Genomic DNA, 23,667 nt, shown 5'->3' on the forward strand with positions numbered 1-23,667 from the left:
GAAGGGCTGAGGTTTGAGGGCGGCTGCAAAGCCGCAGCAGGTCTTGGCATACCCCCTCATCCCCGGCCCTTCTCCCGCCTGCGGGAGAAGAGAGCCAACCGCATCAGCCCTGCATTGCAAAGCCTTGTTCAATACGTCTCTTTTGCGACTTTAACAGACCAATCCCTCCCCAGAAATATGTATCCTTTTGCATAATGTTGAAAATCACCCTCACCCCTCGCTGGCACGCCGGAAAATCGCAGCCCGGCACCCCCGCCCAGGTGATCGATACCTCGCTGCTGATCCGGCTTCTCACGCATATCGAGTCCCTCGGCTCGATCGCCTCGGCCGGCAGGGCCATGCATCTTTCCTACCGCCATGTCTGGGGCCTGCTTCGCGAGGCCGAAGCCGTGTTCGGCGCGACGCTGATCATCAAGCGCCCGGGGCACGGCACCCGCCTGAGCGACCTGGCCAACGCCCTGCTGCAGGCCGACCGCCGCATCCATGCGCGGCTGGCGCCGACGCTGGAGTCGCTGGCGTCCGAGATCGAAACGGAAATCCGCAAGGCGCTGCCGGCGCCTCCGGCCGCGCTGCGCCTGTTCGCCAGCCACGGCTTCGCGGTGGAGAGCCTGCTGGCCCTGATGCGCTCGCAGGAGTTTCCGGTGGAAGTGCGCTACCGCAACAGCACCGAGGCGCTCGCCGCGCTGGCCAATGATGAATGCGAGCTGGCCGGCTTCCATGTGCCGGTCGGCGAGTTCGAACGGGAAGCGCTTGGCCAGTACATGGCGTGGCTGTCGCCCGAGCACATGCTCATCGAACTGGCGACGCGGCGGCAAGGCTTGTTCGTTGCGCAGGGCAATCCGAAGGGCATCGCGGGCCTGCCGGACCTGGCGCGCAGCGACGTGCGCTTCGTCAACCGCCAGGGCGGCTCGGGCACGCGCATGCTGCTCGAGCTGATGCTCAGGAAAGAGGCATTGCCAGTGCAGCGAATCAATGGCTTTGAAACAGCGGAATTCACCCATGCGGCGGTGGCGGCCTACATCGCCGGCGGCATGGCCGATGTCGGCTTCGGGGTGGAGACGGCGGCGGCGCGCTTCGGGCTGCAGTTCATCCCACTGGCGGAGGAACGCTATTTCTTCGCGGTCAAGAAGAAGGCGCTCGATCTGCCGACGGTAACGACGGCCATCGGCCTATTGCGCTCGGAGGCTTTCCTGACGGCGGTATCGGGACTGAAGGGTTACGATGCTTCGGCGTCGGGCAGGGTGATCGGCGTGGAGGAAGCGTTTCAGGCAGAACGGGAATGACGGGAATGACCGGGGAAGGCAGTGCTTGTGGAGAGACGCATCCAACAAGCTTGCACCAGCCTGCATGCCCTCGTTAAACAAGGTGCGAGCAGTTGAGGATCATGCAAAGCTCTCGAAGTATCGAAAGAAACACCATATCGCTTTCGACATGGTCTGATGCCTGAACGGATGGACGTGTCCGGCACATTGATTTTAGAAAGCGCCGGGACAATATCATGCCGCTCAACAGCTGTTGCTCGTCAAGCGGCGTGCGCTCAAGGGCGAAGTCGCGCCGCTTGAACAAGAACCGTGGCTGGACTTCTCCCCAGTTCCTCCTCGAATTCTTCTTATGCCATCTCGCCTGCGGTGGATACTTTCCATTTCGCAGAGGACAGTATTTCGTTTACTTCATTAGACTCACTAGACTTTCCAGTTCTTGAGTTCTTCTAAATTAATAAAACCATCAGTGTTACCATCAACATTATCGAAATCTTTGTTAAACAACATGAATGCTTCAATCAATGCAGGGTTATCAATATTAACGTATCCTTTGTTGTTAACAGATCTGTGATGCTCGATTGCCTCGCTAACGCGGTCTTTGTCCCATACTATGTCGCCATCGCTAAGCCCTCCATGACCTCCTTCCATAAACGCTACCAGACGCTCTTTAGCCTCCGGCTTCGGTATTGTTACCCGCGACATTGGATCCTTCCAATGTCGATCCGGCGACGCCTTGTCCGCGTGTATGAATCCATTTTTAATAGCCGCGTCAATATCATCTCCGCCAAGTATTTTGTCATGCACACCGTTACCCTTGCCGTCGGCGGCATCTATCCGAGCTATTAGGCCATCCCACCTCAGTGCGTCAAACATCGCCTTTTCCCGATCGTTCACTTGAGTGACCCGGTCGCCGTTAGTGACAGTCCCTTTCTGCACCGCTTCCCACATCTGGTCGTATGTGAGAAACAACATGTCATTCCTCTTCATGAAATCCTTTAGCGCCACTGCGGTCTGATAATCCGTCGGCGCAAAGTTACCGTCTTTGTCCTTCCTGAATTCCGGAACCTTAAAATTGTCCGGATCATACTTATGGGTTTTCCGGGTGACTGGATCAGGCATGCCGCTCTCCTTGAATTGGCAAATCGAAATTAACCCCAGCCACGCTTGAACAGGTAGGGGCCATGACGGTCGAGCCAATAGCTCTCATGATTCTGAGTGGCTGGCGGCGCGGATGAGTTCCGGGCCAGGTCGTCAAGCATCGCAGGCCCGCGATGACCGGGAGGAATTTGAGACGACAGGTTCGGCAACGCCCCGGCCTGTGTTCAGGCCCGCCTGCCCGGGCGCAGTAAAGAAGCTATGCCATGTCGTGGCGCCAGGCGAGCGTGTTCCATGTCACGCCCACCCGCACATCGGTCTTCAATGTCACCAGCTCGCGCGACAGGAAGGCGTTGTCCCTGTCCTTGCGCAGCCGTTCGCCGAGCGCATCCTTGAGAATGCCGGCGCCGTTCATCACGCCTTCCAGCGTCCGGTAAGACTGCAGCAGCCTGGCCGCCGTCTTCTCGCCTACCTTCTGCACGCCGGGAATGCCGTGCGCCCTGTCGCCAACCAGGGCCAGGAAGTCGGCCAGCATGTCCGGCCCCACGCCGAAGCGCTGCTCCACCCAGGCGCGGTCGTGCGCCTCCGACTTGAAATGGTCCCACAGCACCGCGCCCTGTTCGATCAGCACATGCAGGTCCTTGTCGGTCGAGGCAACAATCGCCTGCCCCCGGCCTTCGCCCAGCCAGCGCAATACCACGGTGGCGATCACATCATCGGCTTCGACTTCCGGCACCGATACCACCGCCAGGCCCATGGCGGCAAGCGCCTCGTACAGATGCGGCAGCGCCCCGCGCAGGGCTTCGGGCGTGGAAGTGGCGTTCTTCTGGTATTCGGGATGGAGGGCATGGCGCCAGGTCGGTCCGCCATGGTCGAAGGCGGCAAGCGCATGGGTGGGCCGGTGCGTGGCCAGCAGGCGCTGGAACGAGGCGGTGGAGTTCCTGACGGCGGTTTCCGCCTTGTGCGGGGAATCCGGTTCCGGGCTGGCCTCATAGACCCGGCGGACAATGTTCAGGCCATCGATGGCGAGGAGCTTGTGCATGAGGCGAAGTTTAGCGCATCAGGCGGCGACACTTCGCGGGAGACAACGCCCGCATCGGAAAAGGACGCAGGCAGCCGCGTTCATGCCGGCTGCCTGCATACCACAGGAAGAACTGCAATGGTGACTTGGAAATGGCGCTTTCCGGCGCGAGAACCGCAAGCGCAGACCTGCCGGACTGGTCTGGCCGTGCTTTTCCCTCAGCAAGCGATTGGCATCAATAATGTCGTCATCTGGTCTCGTCGCTTAGAGCTTGCTGCTCGGCCAACCGTAGTACTGCTGGATATCGCCGGCACCGATCCTGCCGTCCGTACCGTTGGCATGTTCATCAACGCCGCGTCGCTGCCCCTTCTTCTTGTCGATATCGCCGAAGTGCCCATAGTAGTATTCCAGGAGAGCTTTTTTATCGGGATCCGTTTCCCTGTCGGTGGCCATACGAATGTGCTCGGGAGAAATATACTCATCCTTGCAATCGCTTCTCTCCTTAACATAATTCACCAGGCCATTGGCGCCGCCGAAAAGAGCATTGAGTTTCGTTTTCGAGTTCTCATAGTCCACGTGCGACGAATTGCCGCCGCTCCCGCCCTCGACATGCCCGGGGTCTTTACCCCATCCGAAGTAGGCCTCGACGTCACCGGCACCGATCCTGCCGTCCGTGCCATTGGTATGTTTTACCTGCCCCTTCTTCTTGTCGATATCGCCGAAATAATCAAGGAAGTATTTCAGGTCGGCTTTCTTGGCAGGGTCTGTTTCCCTGTCCATCGCATAGCGAACGTGCTCGGGGGAAATGTATGTGTCGGAGGTGCCGCTTCTCTCCTTAATGTAATTGATCAAGCCATTCGAGCCGCCGAATCTCTCGATGACGGCCGTCCTCGCATCCTCGTAGCTCCGGGGCCCGGTGTTTGCATCGTTGTTGTTTACATTATTCTGGGGAATCCCTAGGTATTCATCGAGGTTTACAAGCCTCGCGGGGACGCCTCGGGGTTCATGGTTGTTTCCATGGTAATGATGGTGATGGTGATGATGAACGTCTTCGCCGCCATGATCACCATGCCCGCCATGTCCGCCACCACCGTGTCCGCCACCGCCATGACCACCGTCGCCATGACCGCCGCCATCGCCATACCGGCCGCCAAACAGGTACGACAGCAATGACTGCAGCAGGTCGAGAAGTCCGCTGGATGATGAGCCGGATAGGTTCGACATGCCTGACGAAGTGGCGGGAAGGTGGCACGCCGGCGGCTGGTGAATGCAGCAGTTGATGTCGTTCGATTGCTGCGTGGATCGGCCGGTGTTGGTCGCGGCCGGAGTCAAGGTGATGACGATGTGCGGTACGTTGTTGAGATTTGTGGTAGGTAATTGCACGATTTCCTCCTGTTGAAGTGTGACGCCCCTGACCAGATGACGAACTTGCGAAACAAAGATCAGCCAGATGCCTGGCAACCTTGCCTGCTCCGAAGATCAAGTATTCATTAAGCCCGTTTCATGAGCTTATTGGTGAGTGGCGGCGACGAATGCTTAGTTCCCGAACGCCGTACTCACTATAAAACCGGCGTTTCCACCGGCTCTTGCCCACTTCTCAGTCACTTTTCAGTCACATTTCAACCGCATTGCCATCCCGTTCCATTACAGCTCAATCATGCCCACCGGCTGCACCCGCGCATGCTGGGTAAGTTCCGAAAACGCGAACACCGGCACCGAAAAAAATTCCTCCTCGATCAGTTTGCGCACCGAGCGGCGGATATCGGCCGCCGTCACCAGCACCGGCGGCAGCGCCGGCGTGCCGCCGGTGCCGGAAAGCTCGCCGAGCTGGTCGAGGAACGCCTGCTCCACTTCCGGCGACAGGTCGAGATACGTGCCCTGGCTGGTCTGGCGCATCGCTTCGCGCAATTGTTCCTCGACTTCGGGCGACAGCAGCACCACTTCGATCAGGCCGTCCCGCGCCACTTCATGGCAGAGCTGCCGCTTGAGGGCGAGACGGACGTAATCGGCGATCACATCGGCGTCGCGCTCCTTCGGCGCCCATTCCAGCACGGTCTCCAGAAGCAGGCGGGCATTGCGCAGCGATATGCCCTCGCGCGCCAGGCGCTGCACCACTTCCGCCAGGCGGGGCAGCGTCACCGTCTTATTGACTTCCTTGCCCAGTTCCGGGAAGCGGCGGTCGGCCCAGCGCATGAAGCGCTGCACCTCGTGCACGCCAACGAACATCTGGCAGTTGCGCAGCATCTCGACTTCGATGTCGGCGGCAAACACATTCGCCCAAGGCATGAATCTGATGCCTGCGGACTTCAGGTTCTCTATCTCGCTGGCCTTGACCCAGACGCGGCGGCGCCGGGTTCCGCTGATGGATTCCTCCACCGCGTCGAAGCCGAGTTCACGCATGCGATCCAGCGATTCGACCACAGCCACTTCGTCAATCCGGATCTCGGCATCGACCAGCGGCACTTCCGCCATCATGAAATAGACGCGCCCCGCGGGTACGCTGAGATGGTAATCAAAATCGATGGGCTGCAGGTCGGGAATGCCCTTGGTTTCCAGGACGGCATTGCGCATGAGGCGTACCGCCGTGGTTATCTCGGTCGCCGCCGGCGTGCCCGCCAGCGTCATCGGAAAACGGACCAGAAAGGGCCGGGTGGCCGCGAACGCGGTGAGGTCGACAATGCGCGCGTTCTTCGTCTCTTCCACCGCGGCCCGCTTGCTCACTTCCGCTTCAGCGATCGGCTTGAGCAGGCCAACCGCGCCGGAGATCGCGAGGCCCAGGGCCAGGAGGCCGAAGACGAGAAACGGCATGCCCGGAATGATACCGAACAGCAACATGATGAAGGCCGCGGTCAGCAGCGCCTTGGGACGCCCGAACAGTTCGCCGACGATCGCCTGGCCGATGTTGCTTTCCTCGCCTTCCTTTTCGTCGTCGCCGCCCACCCGCGTGGTGATCATGCCCGCGGACAGGGAGATCAGCAGCGCCGGAATCTGCGCGATCAGCGCATCGCCGATGGTCAGGATGGAGTAGACCTGGATCGCCTCGCCGGCGGTCATGTTGCGCTGGATGACGCCGATGGCGACGCCGCCGATGAGGTTGACCGCCACGATCAGGATGCCGGCGATGGCATCGCCCTTGACGAACTTCATCGCACCGTCCATCGCGCCGTGCAGCTGGCTTTCCTTGCTCAGTTCGGCGCGCTTGCGCTTGGCGTCCTCGGCCGTGAGAATGCCCGAGCGCAGGTCGCTGTCGATCGACATCTGCTTGCCGGGCATCGCATCGAGCGAGAAGCGGGCCGCCACCTCCGACACCCGCTCCGAACCCTTGGTGATGACGATGAACTGCACCGCCGTCAGGATCAGGAAGACCACCATGCCGACCACCAGATTGCCGCCGACCACGAAGTTGCCGAAGGTTTCGACGATGTGTCCGGCATAGGCTTCCAGCAGAATCAGGCGCGTGGTCGCAACTTCGATGGCGAGACGGAACAGCGTGGTCAGCAGCAGGACCGAGGGAAAGGTGGAAAACGCGGTCGGCCCCGGCATGTACATCGCCACCACCACCATCAGGCCCGCGGCGCACAGGTTGATGGCGATCAGGATATCGAGCAGCCATACCGGCATCGGCAGCACCAGCATGAGCACGATGGCGATCACCACGCCGGCGGCGGCGAGCTCCGCGCGCTTGGCGGCCTTGTTGGCATACTTGTTAAGCAGCAGGACCAGATTGAGTAACATGGAAACGTCCCTCGATCGTCAGGTTTGCACCGCGGCGGCATGCCGTGCCTGGAGCTCTTCCCGGCGCCTGACCAGCATGGCCCATTCCCTGCACTGGCTCTGTTCGAGCACGGCCCGGGTGGTTTCATCCAGCGGCCGCAGCAGTTCCACCGCCGCGTAGGCATACATCAGGCGCAGGCGGGAGTCTTCCGGCCAGACCAGGATGCAGCCGCGGGCAAGGTCATACGCGTCTTCCACCTGGCGGGTGTTGAGATACCCCCAGACGAGGCCGATCGCCAGCGTCAGTTCGGGATCGGCATCGGCCTGCCGCTTCTTCTTCGTTCTCATGCTGCTTACGGTGCTCATGCCGCGTTTGCCTTTCTCGCTTGCTCTTCCATGTCACGCTCCACGTGGTTCATGCGCATCTGCTGCAGGCGCAGGCGCCATTGCACGGCATCCTCGACGACCGATATGGCGGCCAGGCAGGGAGCGCGTTCCGGTTCACTCAGGGAAAGCGAGCATTCCACCAGCTTTTTCTGCAGGCCCCGCATCACGGGCACCGGGTCGGCGCCCCATGCGGGGCTGGCCACGGTCAGCCCCGCGCCGATGAAGCGCGTCAGCGCGCCGAGCGGATTGCCGCCCCGGACCATCTCCTCCGACGGCATCGACACCTTCGCTTCGGCGGGGCGGAGCTGAAGCAGCCCGACGGGCTCCGCCTCGTTGCGTTCGGGAAAACTGTAAATGCCGCTGCCATCGACGGGAACAGACGACGCGCCGCGGCCAATGCCGTTATTCGAAACGGCGCTCATGACAACAGCTCCTCCGCCGCTTGCAGTTCGCTCGGCGAGAGCGGCGACGCCTCGCCGGCCGGATCGACGGCGGCGATCCGGCGCACCACATATACGCTGCCGTCCGCAAGCATGGCGGGCAGCCAGTCGCCCATGCGGGCCAGATTGGCGGTACGGCGGCGCAGCATCTCCTCCAGCCAGCCGGCCTCGCCGCCTTCCTCGCGGCTTCTGCCGAGGCCGACCAGCGCTTCGCTGCCCATCGGGTAGACAAGCAGTTGCCTGCCATTGGCCAGCGCCTGCGCGGCGACGGCGTTTTCCCGAAACGCAGCCCTGATCAATTGCACGAGTAGGTTTTCCATGTATCGCTCCCTGTTTGCTTCTTCCGACCGGCTTTTGCGTTACCGTCCCGCCGCAGCCCTCAGGACCTGGTGCGGGTGGCCGTCACCGGCTTCGCGTTTTGTTTGGCTTGTTCGGCTTGTTCGCTCTGCGCGCGCAGTTCGGCCTCCCTCTTCTCGGCCTCCGGCACGGCCTTCCTTGGCGACATCGCATCCTGTTCCCTGAGCCTGTCGTCGATGCTGGCCATGACCCCCGCTTTCACGCCGGCATCCTGCGGCCACAGGGACAAGGGCAGGTCCGACAGCACCCTGCGCAGGCATCCCCAGGCACGGCTGTTCTGCCGCGTCGACAAGCCGCCGAAATCGATGATCGATCCGGCCAGGTTCGCAACCTGGTCCTTGCCGCTGGCGGCCATTATCATCAGGGTCACCGCCAGCTCCATCGGCTCCTGCCGGTTGCGCACGGTGACATTGATTTCGGCCAGTTGCCTCTTCAACTCCAGCGCCTTGGCGTGGCAGCTTCTTACCGTGGTGAATGCCCTTGTGTCCGACAACGCCATCAGGGGCGGCTCGCCGGCGGCGCGGTGGTTCCGCGCGGACAATGGCTTTGCCACTATCTGGCCAAGCCGCGTCAGCGCATCCGAACATTGTCCGGCGCCGAAGGCGTCCTTAAGGCGGACGGCGAGATCGATCGGGGTGAGCGGTGCGTGGACCTTGCCCTGCGCAGGCGTGCCGAACCAGCCTCTTACCGTATTGACGGACGCATCGCCCAGCGACTGCAGCAGCGCGTGCATGTCGCCGGTCGCTTCCAGTCCTTCCCGGATCTCGCGGCCGTGCCTCTTGTCCAGATCGTCCAGCAGGCGCTGGATCTGCCGGCGCGGCGGCGTCTTGTCTTCGTCGGACCGGGCCTCGTCGTCAAGCTGCTTCAGCGCTTCCTGAAGTAACCGATAACGCTCCAGCGGATCGTACTGATCGCGCAGGTTCTGTTCGAGATCGGACTGGTCGCCGTTGCGGATGCGCTTCAGGATGTTTCCGGCTTCCCTCCCCAGAATACCGCCCTCATCCTGTTCCGCCTTGGCGGCGGACGCTTGCTGTGGTTCGGCGGAGCCGCGCGGGCGGCTGGCGCCGCGTGACGGCGTGCCGCCGCGCTGGCTTGGCGCGGGAGTGTTCATCTGCTGCTGCGGCTGCCGGGCCGTGCGCGCGGCCGGGTCGCGCCCATGCGGCATGCCGGCGAGTTCATGAAAAGCGGCGAGCGAGGTCAGCTGCATCGCGCCGAGCGCTTCCGCGCCTTTGGCCGCCGCGTTCAACGCGGACGCGTTCAGCGCATGCTGGGCGTCTTTCGCCAGCGGCGTACCGAGATGGGCGGAAGGCGCCGGAATCGATGGTTTCAGCGACATGTTCATGTTCAATGGGTGGGCAGTCCCAGCGAGATAGTTCCGTACAGCAACTGCAAAAGTCGTATGCCCGGGAATTTGGACAGGAGGGCTTCGCGCGGAGTTGTTCCAGGATATTGCCTGGCAGCTTATCTATGTTCCGACATGGTGCAACAGATGGAACTTTCGAAAAAGTTCTGCCACCCACGGAGCCCCTGGGGTTAAGGCCATGTATTTGGAGGAGCAAAGGACGTTTCCGTGCAAGCGTCCTTTCAACTATCGGCCAGCCGCCGGTTTATGTAGATCACACTTAAAACTAAGTCAAAGAAGGATACAAGCATGCGTCTCGCTGGAAAAATATTCAATTCTGGCTCTGGTCAACCCGGGCCTACTACAAATCCGCCATCCGAAAACCGTGCGCCCCAATCAGCGCTTCAAGCGGGCACGACCGATCCGAGTCCGGCGCCGAAGGGAAATACCGCCGGTCCCGTGACCGATACGCGGAACTCAAGGCACGTCGTATTCCGAGCGGTTTCGGACAAGCTAATCCCAAAGAGCATGAGAAGAGGCAAGTCCGAAGTAGAGACAAGTCGATCCCGGCAGGAAGCCGGTAAGGTTGCCCAGGGAGCCAAGGGTTTTGCGTCGCTTTTGCCTGGATGGAAAAAAACAGGCGATTCAAGGAATACGGATGCTCGCGCACCAGCGCCGGAACAAACCGCAGAACCTGAGATCGCTGCAAAGAGCAGGTCTTTCAGGGAAAGAGCGACCGACGCGAAGATTAAGCTGAAGAACCTGACGACAAGCTCACGCGACGCTCCAGATGGGAATGTAACGCCCGAACGCGACAGTATTCGCAGGCCGTGGTACTCGGCCCTCAAGGGAGCGAGCATTTCCGTGGCCAATATCGCTAACGGCGGCACGCAACATGCAAACGGACCGCGCGTTGAACTACAGAATATTACGCATACGCCAGCCGGCAGTTACTGTACGGTCAACGGTCGTCTTTATATTGCCCAAAAAGTCAAGGTCAGCGGTCCGCTTAATATCGCCCGAAAAAAGACGTATGTCGACGTATGGAGCCCCGGGCCGGATGTTCCCATAGCCTCGCTGGCCATGGGCGCAAACCGCAAGCTTGCCGCACTCACAAGAGGTGGCGAGCTATTTGAACTTCACGCGAACGGACAGGCATCGGATGCATTCCCGTCTATCCAGCTACCGCAGGACACTTCCAGCTTTGCGGTGTCTTTCAAGGGATCAGTTGCATTCACCTCCCGCGCAAATCCGGGCCACATCGGTTATCTCGATTACAAGGACCGGCTGAACGGCAATGCCGACAACATCGTCTGGATCCCGCGACCAGCACAGCAAGGCACGGATGGAAATCAAGATATTCGTTCGATGACCTTTACTTCGGATGGAAAACTCCTGGTGCTGGATCAGCGCAACTCCCTCTGGGAGGGCCATCGCACATCGAACAACGGGTCCATTGCAATGCAATGGCAGGAATCACGCGGCCTGGAGATGCATTCAATGCCGCCGGTTCTCAGCAAGAAGCTCAAGAAACCCCATCCGAAACAGGCATTGGTGGAACTCAAGAAGGAAACCATACTCAGCAACGGGCAGCTGATAGAGCGAAGGAAAGATGGCCAGGCGGTCAGTTTTCAGCCCATAACCGCGCCAGCAGGAACATACAACTTCGCACGGTCATTGGACGGCTCCCTTGCAATCGTCTCCGACCGTCCAGAACATCGCAACCAAATCGGATTCCTGCACCATCAATACCGGAATGAAGCACAGCCTACCGAATATATCAACTGGATCGACTTGCCGGAAGGCGCCACCGATCCATCCCGAAACCATAATATCCGGGACATCAATTTCAGCTTCAATGGCGGTATCGATATACGCACCGCAAACGGCAATACGTGGAAGAGCACTCCGCCAGAGCCGAACGCTGCGGTAGGCTGGCACTCAGGGGCTTTGCTACCAGAAACAGCCTACGACTTCGCTGTCTCGGCGCAGGGCGCCCAGGCAGTTGTGTCCACCGACGTGCCGGACTCCCTGCTGTACACCATGCCCGCTGAAGGAGAAAAGGCGGGCCGCACCGTCATTGTCAATCTGCCCGAGGTTCACCGTCGATCCGACGGCAGAAATATCGGATTCATGTCCTTTGACAAGAACGGAATGCTGCTGCTGCACGATACGGCCGGCAGAAGATGGAGAAGCAATCTGGCGTCTGTTCACGAATCCGGGCAAGGCAACGTCCAGCTTAAATGGGAAGCCCTGCAGCCGGAGGTGTCGACGACACGTCCGCGTCCCGACGCCCCCGGGAAACTGACACACACGCTCAAGCATGTCATTGCCAAAGCAAACCCACAGCTGCCGGTCGTTCCTCCCGCACCGCAACCGGTAAGCCTGCACCTTCGCGCCGATGGGCAGGTAGGCGGACTCGATGCCAGCAACCGCCCGCTGGTCTTGGAGCTCAATGGCAGATGGTCGTACGCGGAATATAAAGCACCAAATGCGCTATTCAAATTCTTTAAGAAGTTCAAGCGAGCGCCGGCGGGCGACGTCGCCGTCAACGGACTTGGCCTCGTCCACGGCGCACAGAATTGGATAGTACTCAACCGATCGAAGAAGGAATGGCTCATTCCGGTATGGGCAACGAAACGTTTTGCCGCAGAAGACAGGACGGAGCGGTGGAAAAACTGGTTCAAGGGAAGTTTTGAACATGTAAAAAAACTTTCCACGGTGGACATCAAGAAAGATACGGCTCTGGCGCGCGCCGCGTTGCTCAATCAAATTGCCCGGCCCACTCTCGCTACGTCTGTTCTAGCTGAACAACCCGATCCGGCAAAGGCCTGGATCAATGCGCGAACACTACAGTTGCTAGGCCAGCTAGACCACTACACCGGCACGCTGAAGCCGCCGCGAACTGAAGAGGAAATCGAAGCGCAACTCAAGCCTATCCTCGAGAAACATTTCCCAAATGCAGAGGATGCGGATGCGCCTGCCAAAGCGATAGCAAAAGCAGAAGGTTCAGAGGCACCGTCAGACGCGAATGCGGTGTCCATACCGCTATCACAGGGGGCCATAAGGAAACACTATGTGAATGCCCTCAAAAAGACAGATTCCAATGCACAGAAACTTGCCGCTGAATATCATGCACCTCCCGAAAAAGTGAACTCCAACGAGAACGTACTGTATGTACTGCGTGAGGCACGCCGCGCCATGGGCATGACCGCGGAGCAGGATCCGATTCTTAATCAGCTCGACGGAATGTTGGGAAATAATAAATTCCTGGCTTTTGACGGCATCCGTCATACGGCGGTCGAGAAAACGGACGACCTCCTTTCACTCTCTTTGAAATCTCGGAGGAACAAGTTTGCCGCCTTAACGGCTGAACTGCTTTTATTGCATGCGTTCCAGGCAAATAGGGAGCATCCCGCCGGAGAAAACAGCAATGACGGCAATCAAAGCGCTCTTGTACTGGTTCCCGATTCGGTTGATACCGGAACTGAAAATGCGCCCGCATACAAGCTGGTCAAGAAAACGTCCGAAGAGGTCGCCTCAGGCGATATCGTCCTGGCGCGTAACGCAACGGACACGATGGCGGACACCGCATTTTTGCTTCATCAATTTGTCAATGAAGGGATCTTGGATCTCAAGCGTTTGATAACGCATACCGAGTCTTGGGATTTCATGAGAGGCGCACTCGAGAAGGAGAACGAGTCTTACAGGATGCGACGACTGCTGACCGGCCAGTACCTGCTTGGCGTGGAGCCAAGCCAGAAAGGGCTGGCTGGCACATACGGCGTGAAAGACAGCGCTGCGGCTTACAGGCAGTTATGCAGCTTCATGCCGCCCGGTGCGACCCTGGATCTGGAACTGTCCAAGGTCTTCGGCATCGACCTCGAGGGTTCGAGCTTGTTCTTCAAGACAGGAGCGCACGAGGTGACCAAGGCCGCCTCCATACAGACGTTTGCGATTGAACCGATCAGCGCACTCGCCAGAATCTGGACGCATAAGCTCCAGATCGTCTCTACCGCTGACGATTACACCATCGCAGTGGGAAGCTCCAAGCAGTTCATCGAAAATATCGTTGCCGCAAAAATCCAGATGGGTATCGGAATTTCCGCAAAGACCGGCATGCCTTCGGGGCTGACTTTGATCGCCTTTGCCTACGCCGGCTGGAATACGAAACTCAAACTATTTGGTTATGCGCACAACGTCACCACTGAATTGCGTCTCACCATTCCAAAGGACGATGTCGGAGGAGCCGAAGCGACGGTTGAGAAAGTCATGTCAGGAAAGCTCAGTCTGCCAGACATGTTGAATTCAAACGTCAGCGGCATCATCAGCAAGCATTCGGTGACACATACGATCACCTTCAATCTCGATTTTGAACCCCTTCTCGCCAGCGGTGTGGTCGTCGTCGACAAAATCGACGACAAGAAGAACTTCCTCTTTAAATACATCTTCGCTCCAGCGGTTCTTCAGGTTAACTTCGCCACGAAAAAAGTCACGGGGCTGACGGCCACGGTTGGCAACGGCGGAATAACCCTTACGTACCATGACGCGACCGACCATGAAATATTCGCCACCTACATTGGCGTACATGAATTTCAAACCAATGCAGGCCAGCAGGATCCCGATGGCTCCGACGGACCTGTCAGGGAATTCGATCCTCAGCAGAAATTCTGGCTCCCCTTCTTTGGCATCATCCATCTTCAGAAAAAGCTGCTTGGAAAAGCGGTGGAGCAGGATGGTTTCAGCATGACCCTCAACGCCGAAAGCAAAGAGATGTTGGCCGCCGGCTTCACTCTGACCGCAACGCCGCCGAAGCTTGGACAATCAAAAGGTATCAAGGCGCTGCGCGAACAGTATCTGGATACCAACGAAGATATTACGGAAGAAATGATTCCCACGTTGAAAGAGCTTCTTAGGCAACACCCTGGAATGAGGGCACATCTGGAAAAATTGAAGGCTTCCACAAATCCGGTCAATATCAGCTTCGAGCTCAAACCTGGAATACTTGCAAAACTGAACCAAACAATTAGAGATTTAGAAGAACAAGGCATTGCTTTCACGCTTGATGAACTCACCGCGAATTTCATGGCTTTGCCGGGAGCGATCCGCATCAAGAGCTTTTCCGTCAGTGAATCGCGCAGGTACGAAACTGGCAACAGCTCCGGCCTCTCCGCTGGCCGTTTTAACGGCAAGGGAACCATCAGCCTGACCACGCCTGCCGCGTCGATCACCATGCATTATATGGATGACGCCAATGGAGGGACTTCGTACTTCACCCTGGGCGGCAGCCTGGTGGAAAGTCACGAAAATGCGGGCATTGAGCAGATTGAGCGCATCCATCGCGAAGGCGGATCCGAATTGTGGGAATTCCTGCAGAACCCCATGGCCAACAGCCGTGATACCGCGCGACATGCCGCGCGAATCAATGACGTATTGATGAGGCTGCGACACGACCGCACCCCGATTATTGATGACCAGACATACGATAACTCTCTTGAAGAAATAGAGACAGCCATCGAAACTCTGCAGAGTAGTGATATTGCGAAGAATCGTAGGAAGTATGAGACAGCGAAGAAAGGACTGATCGATCGAATCAACCAGGAAATCGATAAAAAGATCGCTCTGATGGGAAGGCATTGGGATGAATTGACTGGAAACACGGCAGGGGCAGACAGTGCCGTCCTCCGTGCGTTCTTCACTGCACGCGACGGTCAACTGGATCGAGTAAGGCTTCTGCAAGTACTGGATGATCCCGAGAAGCTGACGATTTTCATGTCATCCGTCTGCAGATACACCGGGGCACCGCTGCCGGATGAGTCGCAATACCGGGCGGCGGGTGACGCATCGGCAACCGATACGCCTGAGGCAGCTTCGCCATCTACAGGAAGGCTCGGCCACTCAAGGTCCGTAATCAGCCGTCTTCTTGGACGCAGCCAGAAACCATCGGGCGCAGCGCGAGACGAGTCCGCAGCCAGCAGTGACGAAGGTGACACGGATGGAAGTTACGATCACAGTGGACGGAGTGGTACTCCCGGCACGGGTTCGTCTTTGGGGGCCTCTCGAGTTGCGGTTGCTCAAGTGGGAGGTGGTCTGCCTGGACTTGGCCAGATGGGTACATCGGTGATTACAGCTCCGGAAGCACATCTCGTTTATCCGGCCAGTAGTAGGAGCGGTAGGAGCGCGGATGGTGGTTCAACCAAATATCCACCCAGCAGAATTTCCAGAAGGACAACGTCCATGGCATCCGTCCAACCTGAACGCCAACCCGATAGGGCGGGTCGACCGCTGGGCGCAGACGTGGTGCCAATCGGCGAGATGGACGACCTCCACCATTTTAAGGTCACAAAATCAAGAGTCAAAACGTGGCAAACCAAGGATAAGAAGTTCGAAAGCTTCGAAGAAATTGCAGCAGATCTTAGGAACGAAATCCGACGAATCCTTGCACATGAAATTCTTGAAGAGAATGAAAGAACGGAACTGGAGCAGCTTGTAGCGATAACTAATGATCGCCAATTCCTTGACTCAGCTGGAGTTAGGATAAATGAAGTTGAAGTTACCCAAGTTGTCAAAAGGGAGCAAAGACGGGATTACAACTCCTATGCTACAGAGAGATTGAACGCCATAAACGCCGATACTCCACTTGAAGATGATCTGCTTTACGGGCTTGTCGCGGCTGCATTAAGCGAACGAGACTGGGATGGAGAAGGCCTGCGGCGGCATATGCTGGAATATCTACGTCGGCAGCCGCAGTTGGTCACCGGTTGGGCAAGTGATCTCTTCAGTGCTACCCGTTTAGAAAGTATGAAGCCAGAAGATGTTCGTCAAAATATTGACCGGTTAGTGGCAGCCGTTAACAATCCGGCGTCAATTTCGAGCGACGATCTTCTAGACCCGAGTGCTTCAGATGACCTTAATCTAGCAGGTACTTTATTGATGGCGATTGGGATCGCGACACAAACCACTATTGAGTTACAGGACACAGCAGGGAACATTCAAAAATTTGGTATTGGTCACCATCGAACAGCGGGCGGTGCGACTATAGACTTCAGCCCTAATGTAATTCGGCTCGCAATCCAGGATAATCGGTATGTTGCAGTTTCAAGAGACGACGTGTCTAGCCAATACCGATCCTTTGAAACTGATGAGGCCGACGATCAATCGGTTGACCGGACTCCTTCACGGAGTCCGAGCCCGGCTTCACGGCATGCGGCCCAACCTTCCCGGACTTCGGGCGCTGGTTCACGGAGTGCAGACCAACCTCAAGGGAGCCCGAGTGTTCGCACACTGAGAGACGACGTGTCTAGCCAATACCGATCCTTTGAAACTGACGAGGCCGACGATCGATCGGTTGACCGGGCTCCTTCACGGAGTCCGAGCCCGGCTTCACGGCGTGCGGTCCAATCCTCCCGGACTTCAGGCGCTGGATCACGGAGTGCAGACCAATCTTCACGGAGTCTGAGTGTTGGTTCACGGAGTGAAGGTGTTGCTTCATCAACGCGTTCCGCATCTCCAACGACTGGCGTCCAAAGGATAAGAACGCCAGATCTTGAATTACAAACGCCAGACTTTGGCTCCGATTTCGAGGTTGATACTGGAGTCGATAGGATAGGAATGCCTAATCTTGGCTCCGCGTTTGAGGTTGATCTTGAAGCGGGTTCACGGAGTGCGCGCCAATCCTCACGGACTCCGAGTACGCGTACACTAAGATCTGCAGAATCTTATGACGCTGGACTTGACCCCGCTGATGTATCGGCTGCGTTGCAATTGCTTGAGGAGGAAAATAGTGAGGGAAGAGAGGGCTGACCTTGAGGCTGCTGTTTGAAGGATAACCGTTGCTCGCGCCTCGGAAGTGACAGGCTCATCTGAACACTTCATATTTGAGGACTGAACTGTGGTTACACAGATTGTGCAGGGAGTAATATTCCTGCCAAGGGGCATCCCATTCACGCCCTGCATGAATGGGATGCCCCCTCGATCGCATGCTGCTCTTGGCTATGTTTGATCAGCGTCGCGAACGTTTCGGAGTCGCATTGCGTTGCTTTGAGGTACGGAAGCGCACGCGTACCGACGTACGCCGAGCACCGCAGGCGCGGGGCCGCAGTCTGAGCGAGCAGCCGCTTAGCAAACACAGCCTGGAGCGGGTTGCCTTGAGACGACGCAGCACCCCTGCGGACGTCTTCTGAATAGCAGGACATAGTGCCATCAACTTGAGGACACAATATGAAAGCAGCATTCCTGACCGGCCACGGCGGCAACGAAGTGGTCCGGGTGGCCGACCGGCCCGATCCGGTTCGCCGCTCCGGAGAAGTTCTGGTGCGCATGCGATGGGCCACGCTCAACCGCGTCGATCTGTACATGCGCGACAGCGGTGCCGGCATCACGCACCGGCTGCCGCAGATACTCGGGCTCGACGGCATGGGCATCGTGGAGGAGGTGGATGCCGGCGAGACGATGCTTGCGCCCGGGCAGAAGGTGGTCGTGCATCCGGCCATCGGCTGCGGCCGCTGCGAGTTCTGCCTGCGCGGCGACACCGTGCTCTGCACTGCCGTCAGCTACCTCGGCGAGCACCGCGACGGCACGCTGTCGGAATATGTCGCGCTGCCGGCATCGAACGTATTTCCCATGCCTGCGCATCTGGAGCATGCGCAGGCGGCCGCGCTGGGCGTGACTTACCTCACCGCCTGGCGCATGCTGTTTTCCAGGGCGCAGCTCAAGCCCTGGGAGACAGTCCTGATTTTCGGCGTCGGCGGCGGCGTTTCGCTGGCGGCGCTGCAGTTGGCGAAAATGGCCGGCGCGCGCGCCATCGTGACCTCGCGCGAGGATGACAAGCTCAGGCTTGCCGCCGCCGCCGGAGCCGATCACACCATCAATGGCGGAACGCAGGACATCGCCAAAACCGTACTCGCCCTGACCGGCGGGCGCGGCGTGGATGTGGTGATTGAAAACGTGGGACAGGCCGTCTGGTCGAGCGCCCTCAAGTCGCTGGTGCGCGGCGGACGCCTCGTGACCTGCGGCGCGACCTCGGGCGACCAGCCGCCGGCGGACCTGCGCCGGGTGTTCATCCGCCAGCTGCAGATTTTCGGTTCGACGCTGGGCAGCCTCGGCGAATTCGCCGATCTGCTGGGCTTCGTCGAGCGCACCGGCCTGCGGCCCATCGTGTCGGCGCGCTACCGGCTCGACCAGATTCATGCGGCGCTCGATCATCTCGAAGCGGGCAGGCAGTTCGGCAAGGTGGCGGTGGCGATCGCTGATGCCGCTGATGCCGCCGACACCGGGGCTTGATTGCACGAGGCGGCCCGGCCGGATCTGACGTCATTACCTACTTGAAGGCAGCAACAGGATTGAAGACTATCGTACTCGGCGGCTACGGCAATGTCGGCGCGCGCATCAGCCGCGCCCTTGCGCAGCGGCCGGTGTTTGAACTCGTGGTCGCCGGCCGCGATGCGCAGCGCGCCGCCCGGCTGGCAGGCGAACTTCCCGTGGGCGCAAGCCATGCCCATCTCGATGCCGGCGATCCGGATCTGGGGCAGCGTCTGAAGGCGCTGGGAGCGCAACTCGTCATTCATGCCGCGGGCCCGTTCCAGCCACAGGGATATGGCGCCGCGCTGGCCGCAGCCGCTGCGGGAGCGCACTATATCGACCTCGCGCACGGGCGGCGGTTCGTCTGCGATTTCGCGGCATCCACCGGTGCGGCATTCAGGCAGGCGAACACCATGGCCATCACCGGCGCCGGCGCCGTACCCGCACTGTCATCCGCCGTCATCGATGCATTGAGCGCCGGCTGGCAGCAGGTCCGGTCCATCGACTTGTGCATCGCACCGGGCCAGACCGCGCCGCGCGGCGCGGCGACGCTGGCCGCGGTGCTGGATGACTGCGGCGCGCCGATACAGGTATGGGAACAGGGGCAGTGGCGAACGCGCCATGGCTGGGCCGAACCGGAACGCGTCGACTTCCATCGGTTGCCGCCCCGGCTCGGCGCACTCTGCGACATATCCGATCTGGAACTGCTGCCGCAACGCTATCCGGGCGTTCGCTCGGTCATGTTCCGGGCCGCGTTGGAGATCGGCGCTGCCCAATGGATGCTTGCCGCGATGTCAGGCCTGCGCCGCGCCGGCCTGCTCAAGTCACCGGCGCGTCTTGCCGGCCTGCTCCACCGGGCGGGCAAATGCCTCGACCGCTTCGGCACGGCGCTGGGAGGCATGGTGGTGCGGGTGGAAGGCGTCAATGCCGCCGGCAGGCTGGCGCGGCACGCCTGGCATATCACCGTCGGCGACAATCATGGTGCGGAGCTGCCCTGCATGCCGGCGATCCTCCTGGCCGAACGCATCGCCGGCGGCACGCTGTCCGCACCCGGCGCGCACGCGGCGATGGGCTGGCTGTCATTGCCGGACTTCACCCCGGAATTCGAGCGCTGGGGCATGACGACCCATATCGTGCACGAGAGAAGCGGCGACGGCGCATGAGCGCACGCGGATGGTAGGGGCAAGCGCGGGCGCGAATCGGGACCGCGATGCAACTTATCGGACTAGTCCGGAACGACCGCTGTCACCTCGATCTCGACCCTTGCCTGGTCCTCGACCAGCGCGGTGACCTGCACCGCCGTCATCGCCGGGTAATGGCGGCCGATGATGTCGCGGTAGGCTTCGCCGATTTCCCTGTAGGCGCCGACGTATTCCTTCTTGTTCACCACATACCAGGTCATGCGCACGATATGCTCCGGCTTGGCATCGGCTTCCCTCAGGACCTCGACCACGTTCTGCAGCGCCTGCCGCACCTGCCCGGCGAAATCCGTCGCCTGGAAGCGGCAGTCCTTGTCCCATCCGATCATGCCGCTCACGAATACCATCTTGCCCTTGGCGGCAATGCCGTTGGCATAGCCTTTCGGGCGCGCCCAGTCAGGCGGTTGCAGGATGTTCATGCTGGTCCTTTCTCGTCTTTGTTGTCGTTTGCGTCCGCAGCGCGGAAGCGGGCGGCCTGCCGCGCAACTTCCGTCGGCAGCGGCATCGCGCGGCGCTCGCGCAGGTCCATTGCGGCCAGCACCAGCTTCGCCCGCACGCGCTCGCCGCCGTCGGGGCCGAGCAGCCGCATCGCCACATGCAGCGAGCAGCGGCCCAGTTTCCGCACCTGCAGGCAGGCCTGCAGGACTTCGCCGAGTTCGCTGGGCGCGATGAAGTCGGTCTCCAGGTGCACGGTGGGCAGGCCCCAGTGCTGGCGCAGGTGCATGTCGCGGAAGCTGATGCCGAGTTCCTGCGCGCACCAGTCCTCGACCACGCCGTTGAACATTTCGAAATAGCGCGGATAGAACACGATGCCGGCCGGATCGCAGTCGCCGAAGCGCACCGGGATATGACGGCGGAACACCTCGCCGTCATGCGCGTCGATCGTCATGCCGCCGCCCTTGCAGCCCCCGGATCGCGCAGCATCTCGCGCGCGATGATGAGCTGCTGCACTTCGGTGGCGCCTTCGTAGATACGCAATGCGCGGATTTCCCGGTAGAGCCGTTCGACCGGCTGTTCGCTGACCACGCCAAGCCCGCCGAACATCTGCACCGCCGCATCGATCACCTGCTGCGCGGTTTCGGTGGCGGTCATCTTCGCCATGGCCGCTTCCCTCGTGACGCGCTGGCCCTGGTCGCGCTGCCAGGCGGCGCGGTAGGTCAGCAATGCGGAGGCATCGATGCCGGTTGCCATCTGCGCGAGCTTGGCCTGGGTGAGCTGGAAATCGGCCAGCACCTGGCCGAACATCGAACGCGTGCCGGCGCGCCGCAGCGCTTCGTCGAGCGCGCGCCGGGCGAAACCGAGCGCGGCGGCGGCCACCGAGGTGCGGAAGATATCGAGCGTGGCCATCGCCACCTTGAAGCCCTCGCCCGCGGCGCCGAGCCGGCTCGATGCCGGCACGCGGCAGTCGGCAAAGCGCAGCCGCGCCAGCGGATGCGGCGCGATCACCTCGATGCGCTCGGCGATTTCCAGGCCCGGCGCATCGGCATCGACCACGAAGGCGGAGATGCCGCGCGCTCCCGGCGCTTCGCCGGTGCGGGCGAAGACGACATAGAAATCGGCGATGCCGCCGTTGGAGATCCAGGTTTTTTCTCCATTCAGGACATAGCTGTCGCCTTCCTGCACGGCGGCGCATTGCATGGAGGCGACATCGGAGCCGGCATTCGGCTCCGACAGGGCGAACGCGGCAATCGCTTCGCCGGCGGCCACGCGCGGCAGGTAGCTGCGCTTCTGGGCCTCGCTGCCGTACAGCGTGATCGCGCCCGAGCCGAGGCCTTGCATGGCGAAGGCGAAATCCGCCAGGCCGGAATGGCGGGCCAGGGTTTCGCGGATCAGGCAGATGGCCCGCGTATCGATGGCCTCGCCGACGCCGCCGAATGCCGTGCCGCCGACCGCATGCCGCAGCCAGCCGGCCGCGCCGAGCTCGCGCACCAGCGCACGGCAGGCGGCATCGACATCGGCTTCATGCTGCTGGCTGATGTGCCCGCTCGCCCAGTCATCCAGCGATTGTTCGAGTTCGCGGTGGCGGCCGTCGAGGAAGGGCCAGTTCAGGTAGGTTTTGTCGGACATGTCGTTTCCCGTTTCCTGTTCTTTGTTTTTTCAATCGCCTTCGAATTCCGGCTTCTGCTTGGCGACGAAGGCATGATAGGCGCGATGGAAATCATTGGTCGCCATGCAGATCGCCTGTGCCTGGGCTTCGGCTTCGATCGCCTCGTCCACGCCCATGTTCCATTCCTGGTGCAGCATTTTCTTGGTCATGCCGTGCGCGAAGGTCGGGCCGTGCGCAAGCTGGCCGGCAAACTGCTGCGCTTCCGCAAGCAGGCTCTCCGGCGCGACGAGACGGTTGAAGAAGCCCCAGCGCTCCGCCTCTTCCCCGCCCATGGCGCGGCCGCTGTACAGCAGTTCCGAGGCGCGGCCCTGCCCGATGATGCGCGGAAGGATGGCGCAGGCGCCCATGTCGCAGCCGGCCAGTCCGACCCGGGTGAACAGGAAGGCGGTCTTGCTGCGCGCGGTGCCCATGCGGATGTCGGACGCCAGCGCGAGGATGGCGCCGGCGCCGGCGCAGATGCCGTCGATGGCGGCGACGATCGGCTGCGGGCAGGCGCGCATCGCCTTCACCAGGTCGCCGGTCATGCGGGTGAAGGCGAGCAGGCCCGGCATGTCGAGTCGGGTGAGCGGACCGATGATGTCGTGCACGTCGCCGCCCGAGCAAAAGTTTTCGCCGGCGCCGGCGATGACGATGGCCTTGATGTCGTCGGCATAGGACAGCTCGCGGAACAGGTCGCGCAGTTCGGCATAGGAATCGAAGGTCAGCGGATTCTTGCGTTCCGGGCGGTCCAGCGTGAGCGTGGCGACGCGCTCCTTGACTTCGAAGCGGAAGTGCCGCGCCTCGTAGCCGGCAAGCGATGTCCGGTTGCCCGGCAATTGTTGTGGTTCTCCTGGCAGGTAGCGCATGTGGATTCCTCGTTATTCCTGGTTATCTTTGTCGCCGGCCTCGGGGCCGTTGAGGTGATGCTTGATCTTGGACAGCAGCTCGATGAGCGCGGCTTTTTCGCCGGCGGTCAGGCCGCCCAGCATTTCCTCGATCCAGCTTTCATGCACCGCCGCCATGCGGCTGAAGGCGCGGCGCCCGGCGGGCGTGAGCTTGACGCTGTAGGCGCGCCTGTCGTTCGGGTCGGGCACGCGCACCACCAGCTTTTCCTGTTCCAGCTGGTCGGTGATGCCGGTGATGTTGCCGCCGGTGACCATCATCCGTTTCGACAGCTCGCCCATGCGCAAGCCTTCCGGATGGCGTTCCAGCTGCGCCATCAGGTCGAAGCGCGGCAGCGTGATGCCGAATTCGCCGCGCAGCCGGGAGCGTATGCGGTCTTCGACCAGCACCGTGCAGGACAGCATGCGCAGCCACAGCCGCAGCGACTGGTGATGATTCTTGTCGAGCCGGCTTTCGAGATCGAAGATCCGCGCGGAGTCGGGCTCAGTCCGCTGCTCGGTCTTCTGCACCGTCCTCTGCCCGGTGTCCTGTACCGCCGTCGTGATTGTCTTGCGTGGCATG

17 protein-coding genes are annotated in these 23,667 nt (G+C 60.4%); 4 read left to right on the plus strand and 13 right to left on the minus strand.

The genetic code is table 11. From position 1 onward, the window contains the following. Positions 1-194: 194 nt before the first annotated feature. Positions 195-1,283 (plus strand): substrate-binding domain-containing protein, encoded by a 1,089-nt coding sequence (locus FH061_RS05280; protein WP_151633682.1) that lies wholly within the window; start codon positions 195-197, stop codon positions 1,281-1,283. A 399-nt stretch (positions 1,284-1,682) separates the two neighbouring features. Here the strand turns inward: FH061_RS05280 and FH061_RS05285 are convergent, their stop codons facing one another. The 8 genes from FH061_RS05285 to FH061_RS05320 all read right to left on the minus strand — a co-directional run bounded on the left by FH061_RS05285 (position 1,683) and on the right by FH061_RS05320 (position 9,612). Beyond that, positions 1,683-2,381: a hypothetical protein gene (locus FH061_RS05285; protein WP_151633684.1), complete on the minus strand. Its 699-nt coding sequence runs from the start codon at positions 2,379-2,381 to the stop codon at positions 1,683-1,685. 235 nt (positions 2,382-2,616) lie between these two features. Next, complete coding sequence (locus FH061_RS05290) at positions 2,617-3,399, minus strand: 5'-3' exonuclease (RefSeq protein WP_151633686.1); 783 nt, start codon at positions 3,397-3,399, stop codon at positions 2,617-2,619. 243 nt (positions 3,400-3,642) lie between these two features. After that, complete coding sequence (locus tag FH061_RS30305) at positions 3,643-4,761, minus strand: hypothetical protein (RefSeq protein ID WP_192804921.1); 1,119 nt, start codon at positions 4,759-4,761, stop codon at positions 3,643-3,645. A 261-nt stretch (positions 4,762-5,022) separates the two neighbouring features. Next, a complete protein-coding gene (gene sctV, locus FH061_RS05300) occupies positions 5,023-7,113 on the minus strand; it encodes a type III secretion system export apparatus subunit SctV (RefSeq protein ID WP_151633688.1) in 2,091 nt (696 codons plus the stop codon). An 18-nt stretch (positions 7,114-7,131) separates the two neighbouring features. Next, positions 7,132-7,458 carry a hypothetical protein gene (locus FH061_RS05305; RefSeq protein WP_151633690.1) on the minus strand — a complete coding sequence of 109 codons (327 nt, stop codon included), beginning with the start codon at positions 7,456-7,458 and terminating at the stop codon, positions 7,132-7,134. Further along, a complete protein-coding gene (locus tag FH061_RS05310; protein ID WP_151633692.1) occupies positions 7,455-7,901 on the minus strand; it encodes a hypothetical protein in 447 nt (148 codons plus the stop codon). Before FH061_RS05310 ends, FH061_RS05305 begins: the two co-directional genes overlap by 4 nt. Further along, entirely contained in the window at positions 7,898-8,239 is a 342-nt protein-coding gene (locus FH061_RS05315) for a hypothetical protein (protein ID WP_151633694.1), read from the minus strand. The genes FH061_RS05310 and FH061_RS05315 overlap by 4 nt, the downstream gene beginning before the upstream one ends. 59 nt (positions 8,240-8,298) lie before the next feature. Further along, positions 8,299-9,612, minus strand: a complete 1,314-nt coding sequence (locus FH061_RS05320; RefSeq protein WP_151633696.1) for a hypothetical protein — start codon at positions 9,610-9,612, stop codon at positions 8,299-8,301. A 534-nt stretch (positions 9,613-10,146) separates the two neighbouring features. Between FH061_RS05320 and FH061_RS05325 the strand changes: the two genes are divergently transcribed. The 3 genes from FH061_RS05325 to FH061_RS05335 all read left to right on the plus strand — a co-directional run bounded on the left by FH061_RS05325 (position 10,147) and on the right by FH061_RS05335 (position 20,081). Then, entirely contained in the window at positions 10,147-17,421 is a 7,275-nt protein-coding gene (locus FH061_RS05325) for a hypothetical protein (protein WP_151633698.1), read from the plus strand. Between the two features lie 417 nt (positions 17,422-17,838). Continuing rightward, on the plus strand, positions 17,839-18,900 hold the full coding sequence (locus tag FH061_RS05330; protein ID WP_151633700.1) for a zinc-binding dehydrogenase: 1,062 nt from the start codon (positions 17,839-17,841) through the stop codon (positions 18,898-18,900). A 59-nt stretch (positions 18,901-18,959) separates the two neighbouring features. After that, positions 18,960-20,081, plus strand: coding sequence for a saccharopine dehydrogenase family protein (locus FH061_RS05335; RefSeq protein ID WP_151633702.1), 1,122 nt, complete (start codon positions 18,960-18,962; stop codon positions 20,079-20,081). 62 nt (positions 20,082-20,143) lie between these two features. On the opposite strand, the gene FH061_RS05340 is transcribed toward FH061_RS05335, so the two are convergent. Genes FH061_RS05340 through FH061_RS05360 form a run of 5 tightly spaced genes read right to left on the minus strand, consistent with a single transcriptional unit; the run spans position 20,144 to position 23,666 of the window. Further along, entirely contained in the window at positions 20,144-20,536 is a 393-nt protein-coding gene (locus FH061_RS05340) for a RidA family protein (protein ID WP_151633704.1), read from the minus strand. After that, entirely contained in the window at positions 20,533-21,006 is a 474-nt protein-coding gene (locus FH061_RS05345; protein WP_151633706.1) for an acyl-CoA thioesterase, read from the minus strand. Before FH061_RS05345 ends, FH061_RS05340 begins: the two co-directional genes overlap by 4 nt. Further along, entirely contained in the window at positions 21,003-22,184 is a 1,182-nt protein-coding gene (locus tag FH061_RS05350) for an acyl-CoA dehydrogenase family protein (RefSeq protein ID WP_151633708.1), read from the minus strand. The genes FH061_RS05345 and FH061_RS05350 overlap by 4 nt, the downstream gene beginning before the upstream one ends. 30 nt (positions 22,185-22,214) lie before the next feature. Continuing rightward, positions 22,215-23,069 (minus strand): enoyl-CoA hydratase family protein, encoded by an 855-nt coding sequence (locus tag FH061_RS05355; protein ID WP_151633710.1) that lies wholly within the window; start codon positions 23,067-23,069, stop codon positions 22,215-22,217. A gap of 12 nt (positions 23,070-23,081) precedes the next feature. Further along, positions 23,082-23,666, minus strand: a complete 585-nt coding sequence (locus FH061_RS05360) for a MarR family winged helix-turn-helix transcriptional regulator (protein ID WP_151633712.1) — start codon at positions 23,664-23,666, stop codon at positions 23,082-23,084. Position 23,667 lies beyond the last annotated feature (1 nt).

The sequence above is a fragment of the Noviherbaspirillum aerium genome, from assembly GCF_008929045.1.
GTDB classification, from domain to species: Bacteria; Pseudomonadota; Gammaproteobacteria; order Burkholderiales; family Burkholderiaceae_D; genus Noviherbaspirillum; species Noviherbaspirillum aerium.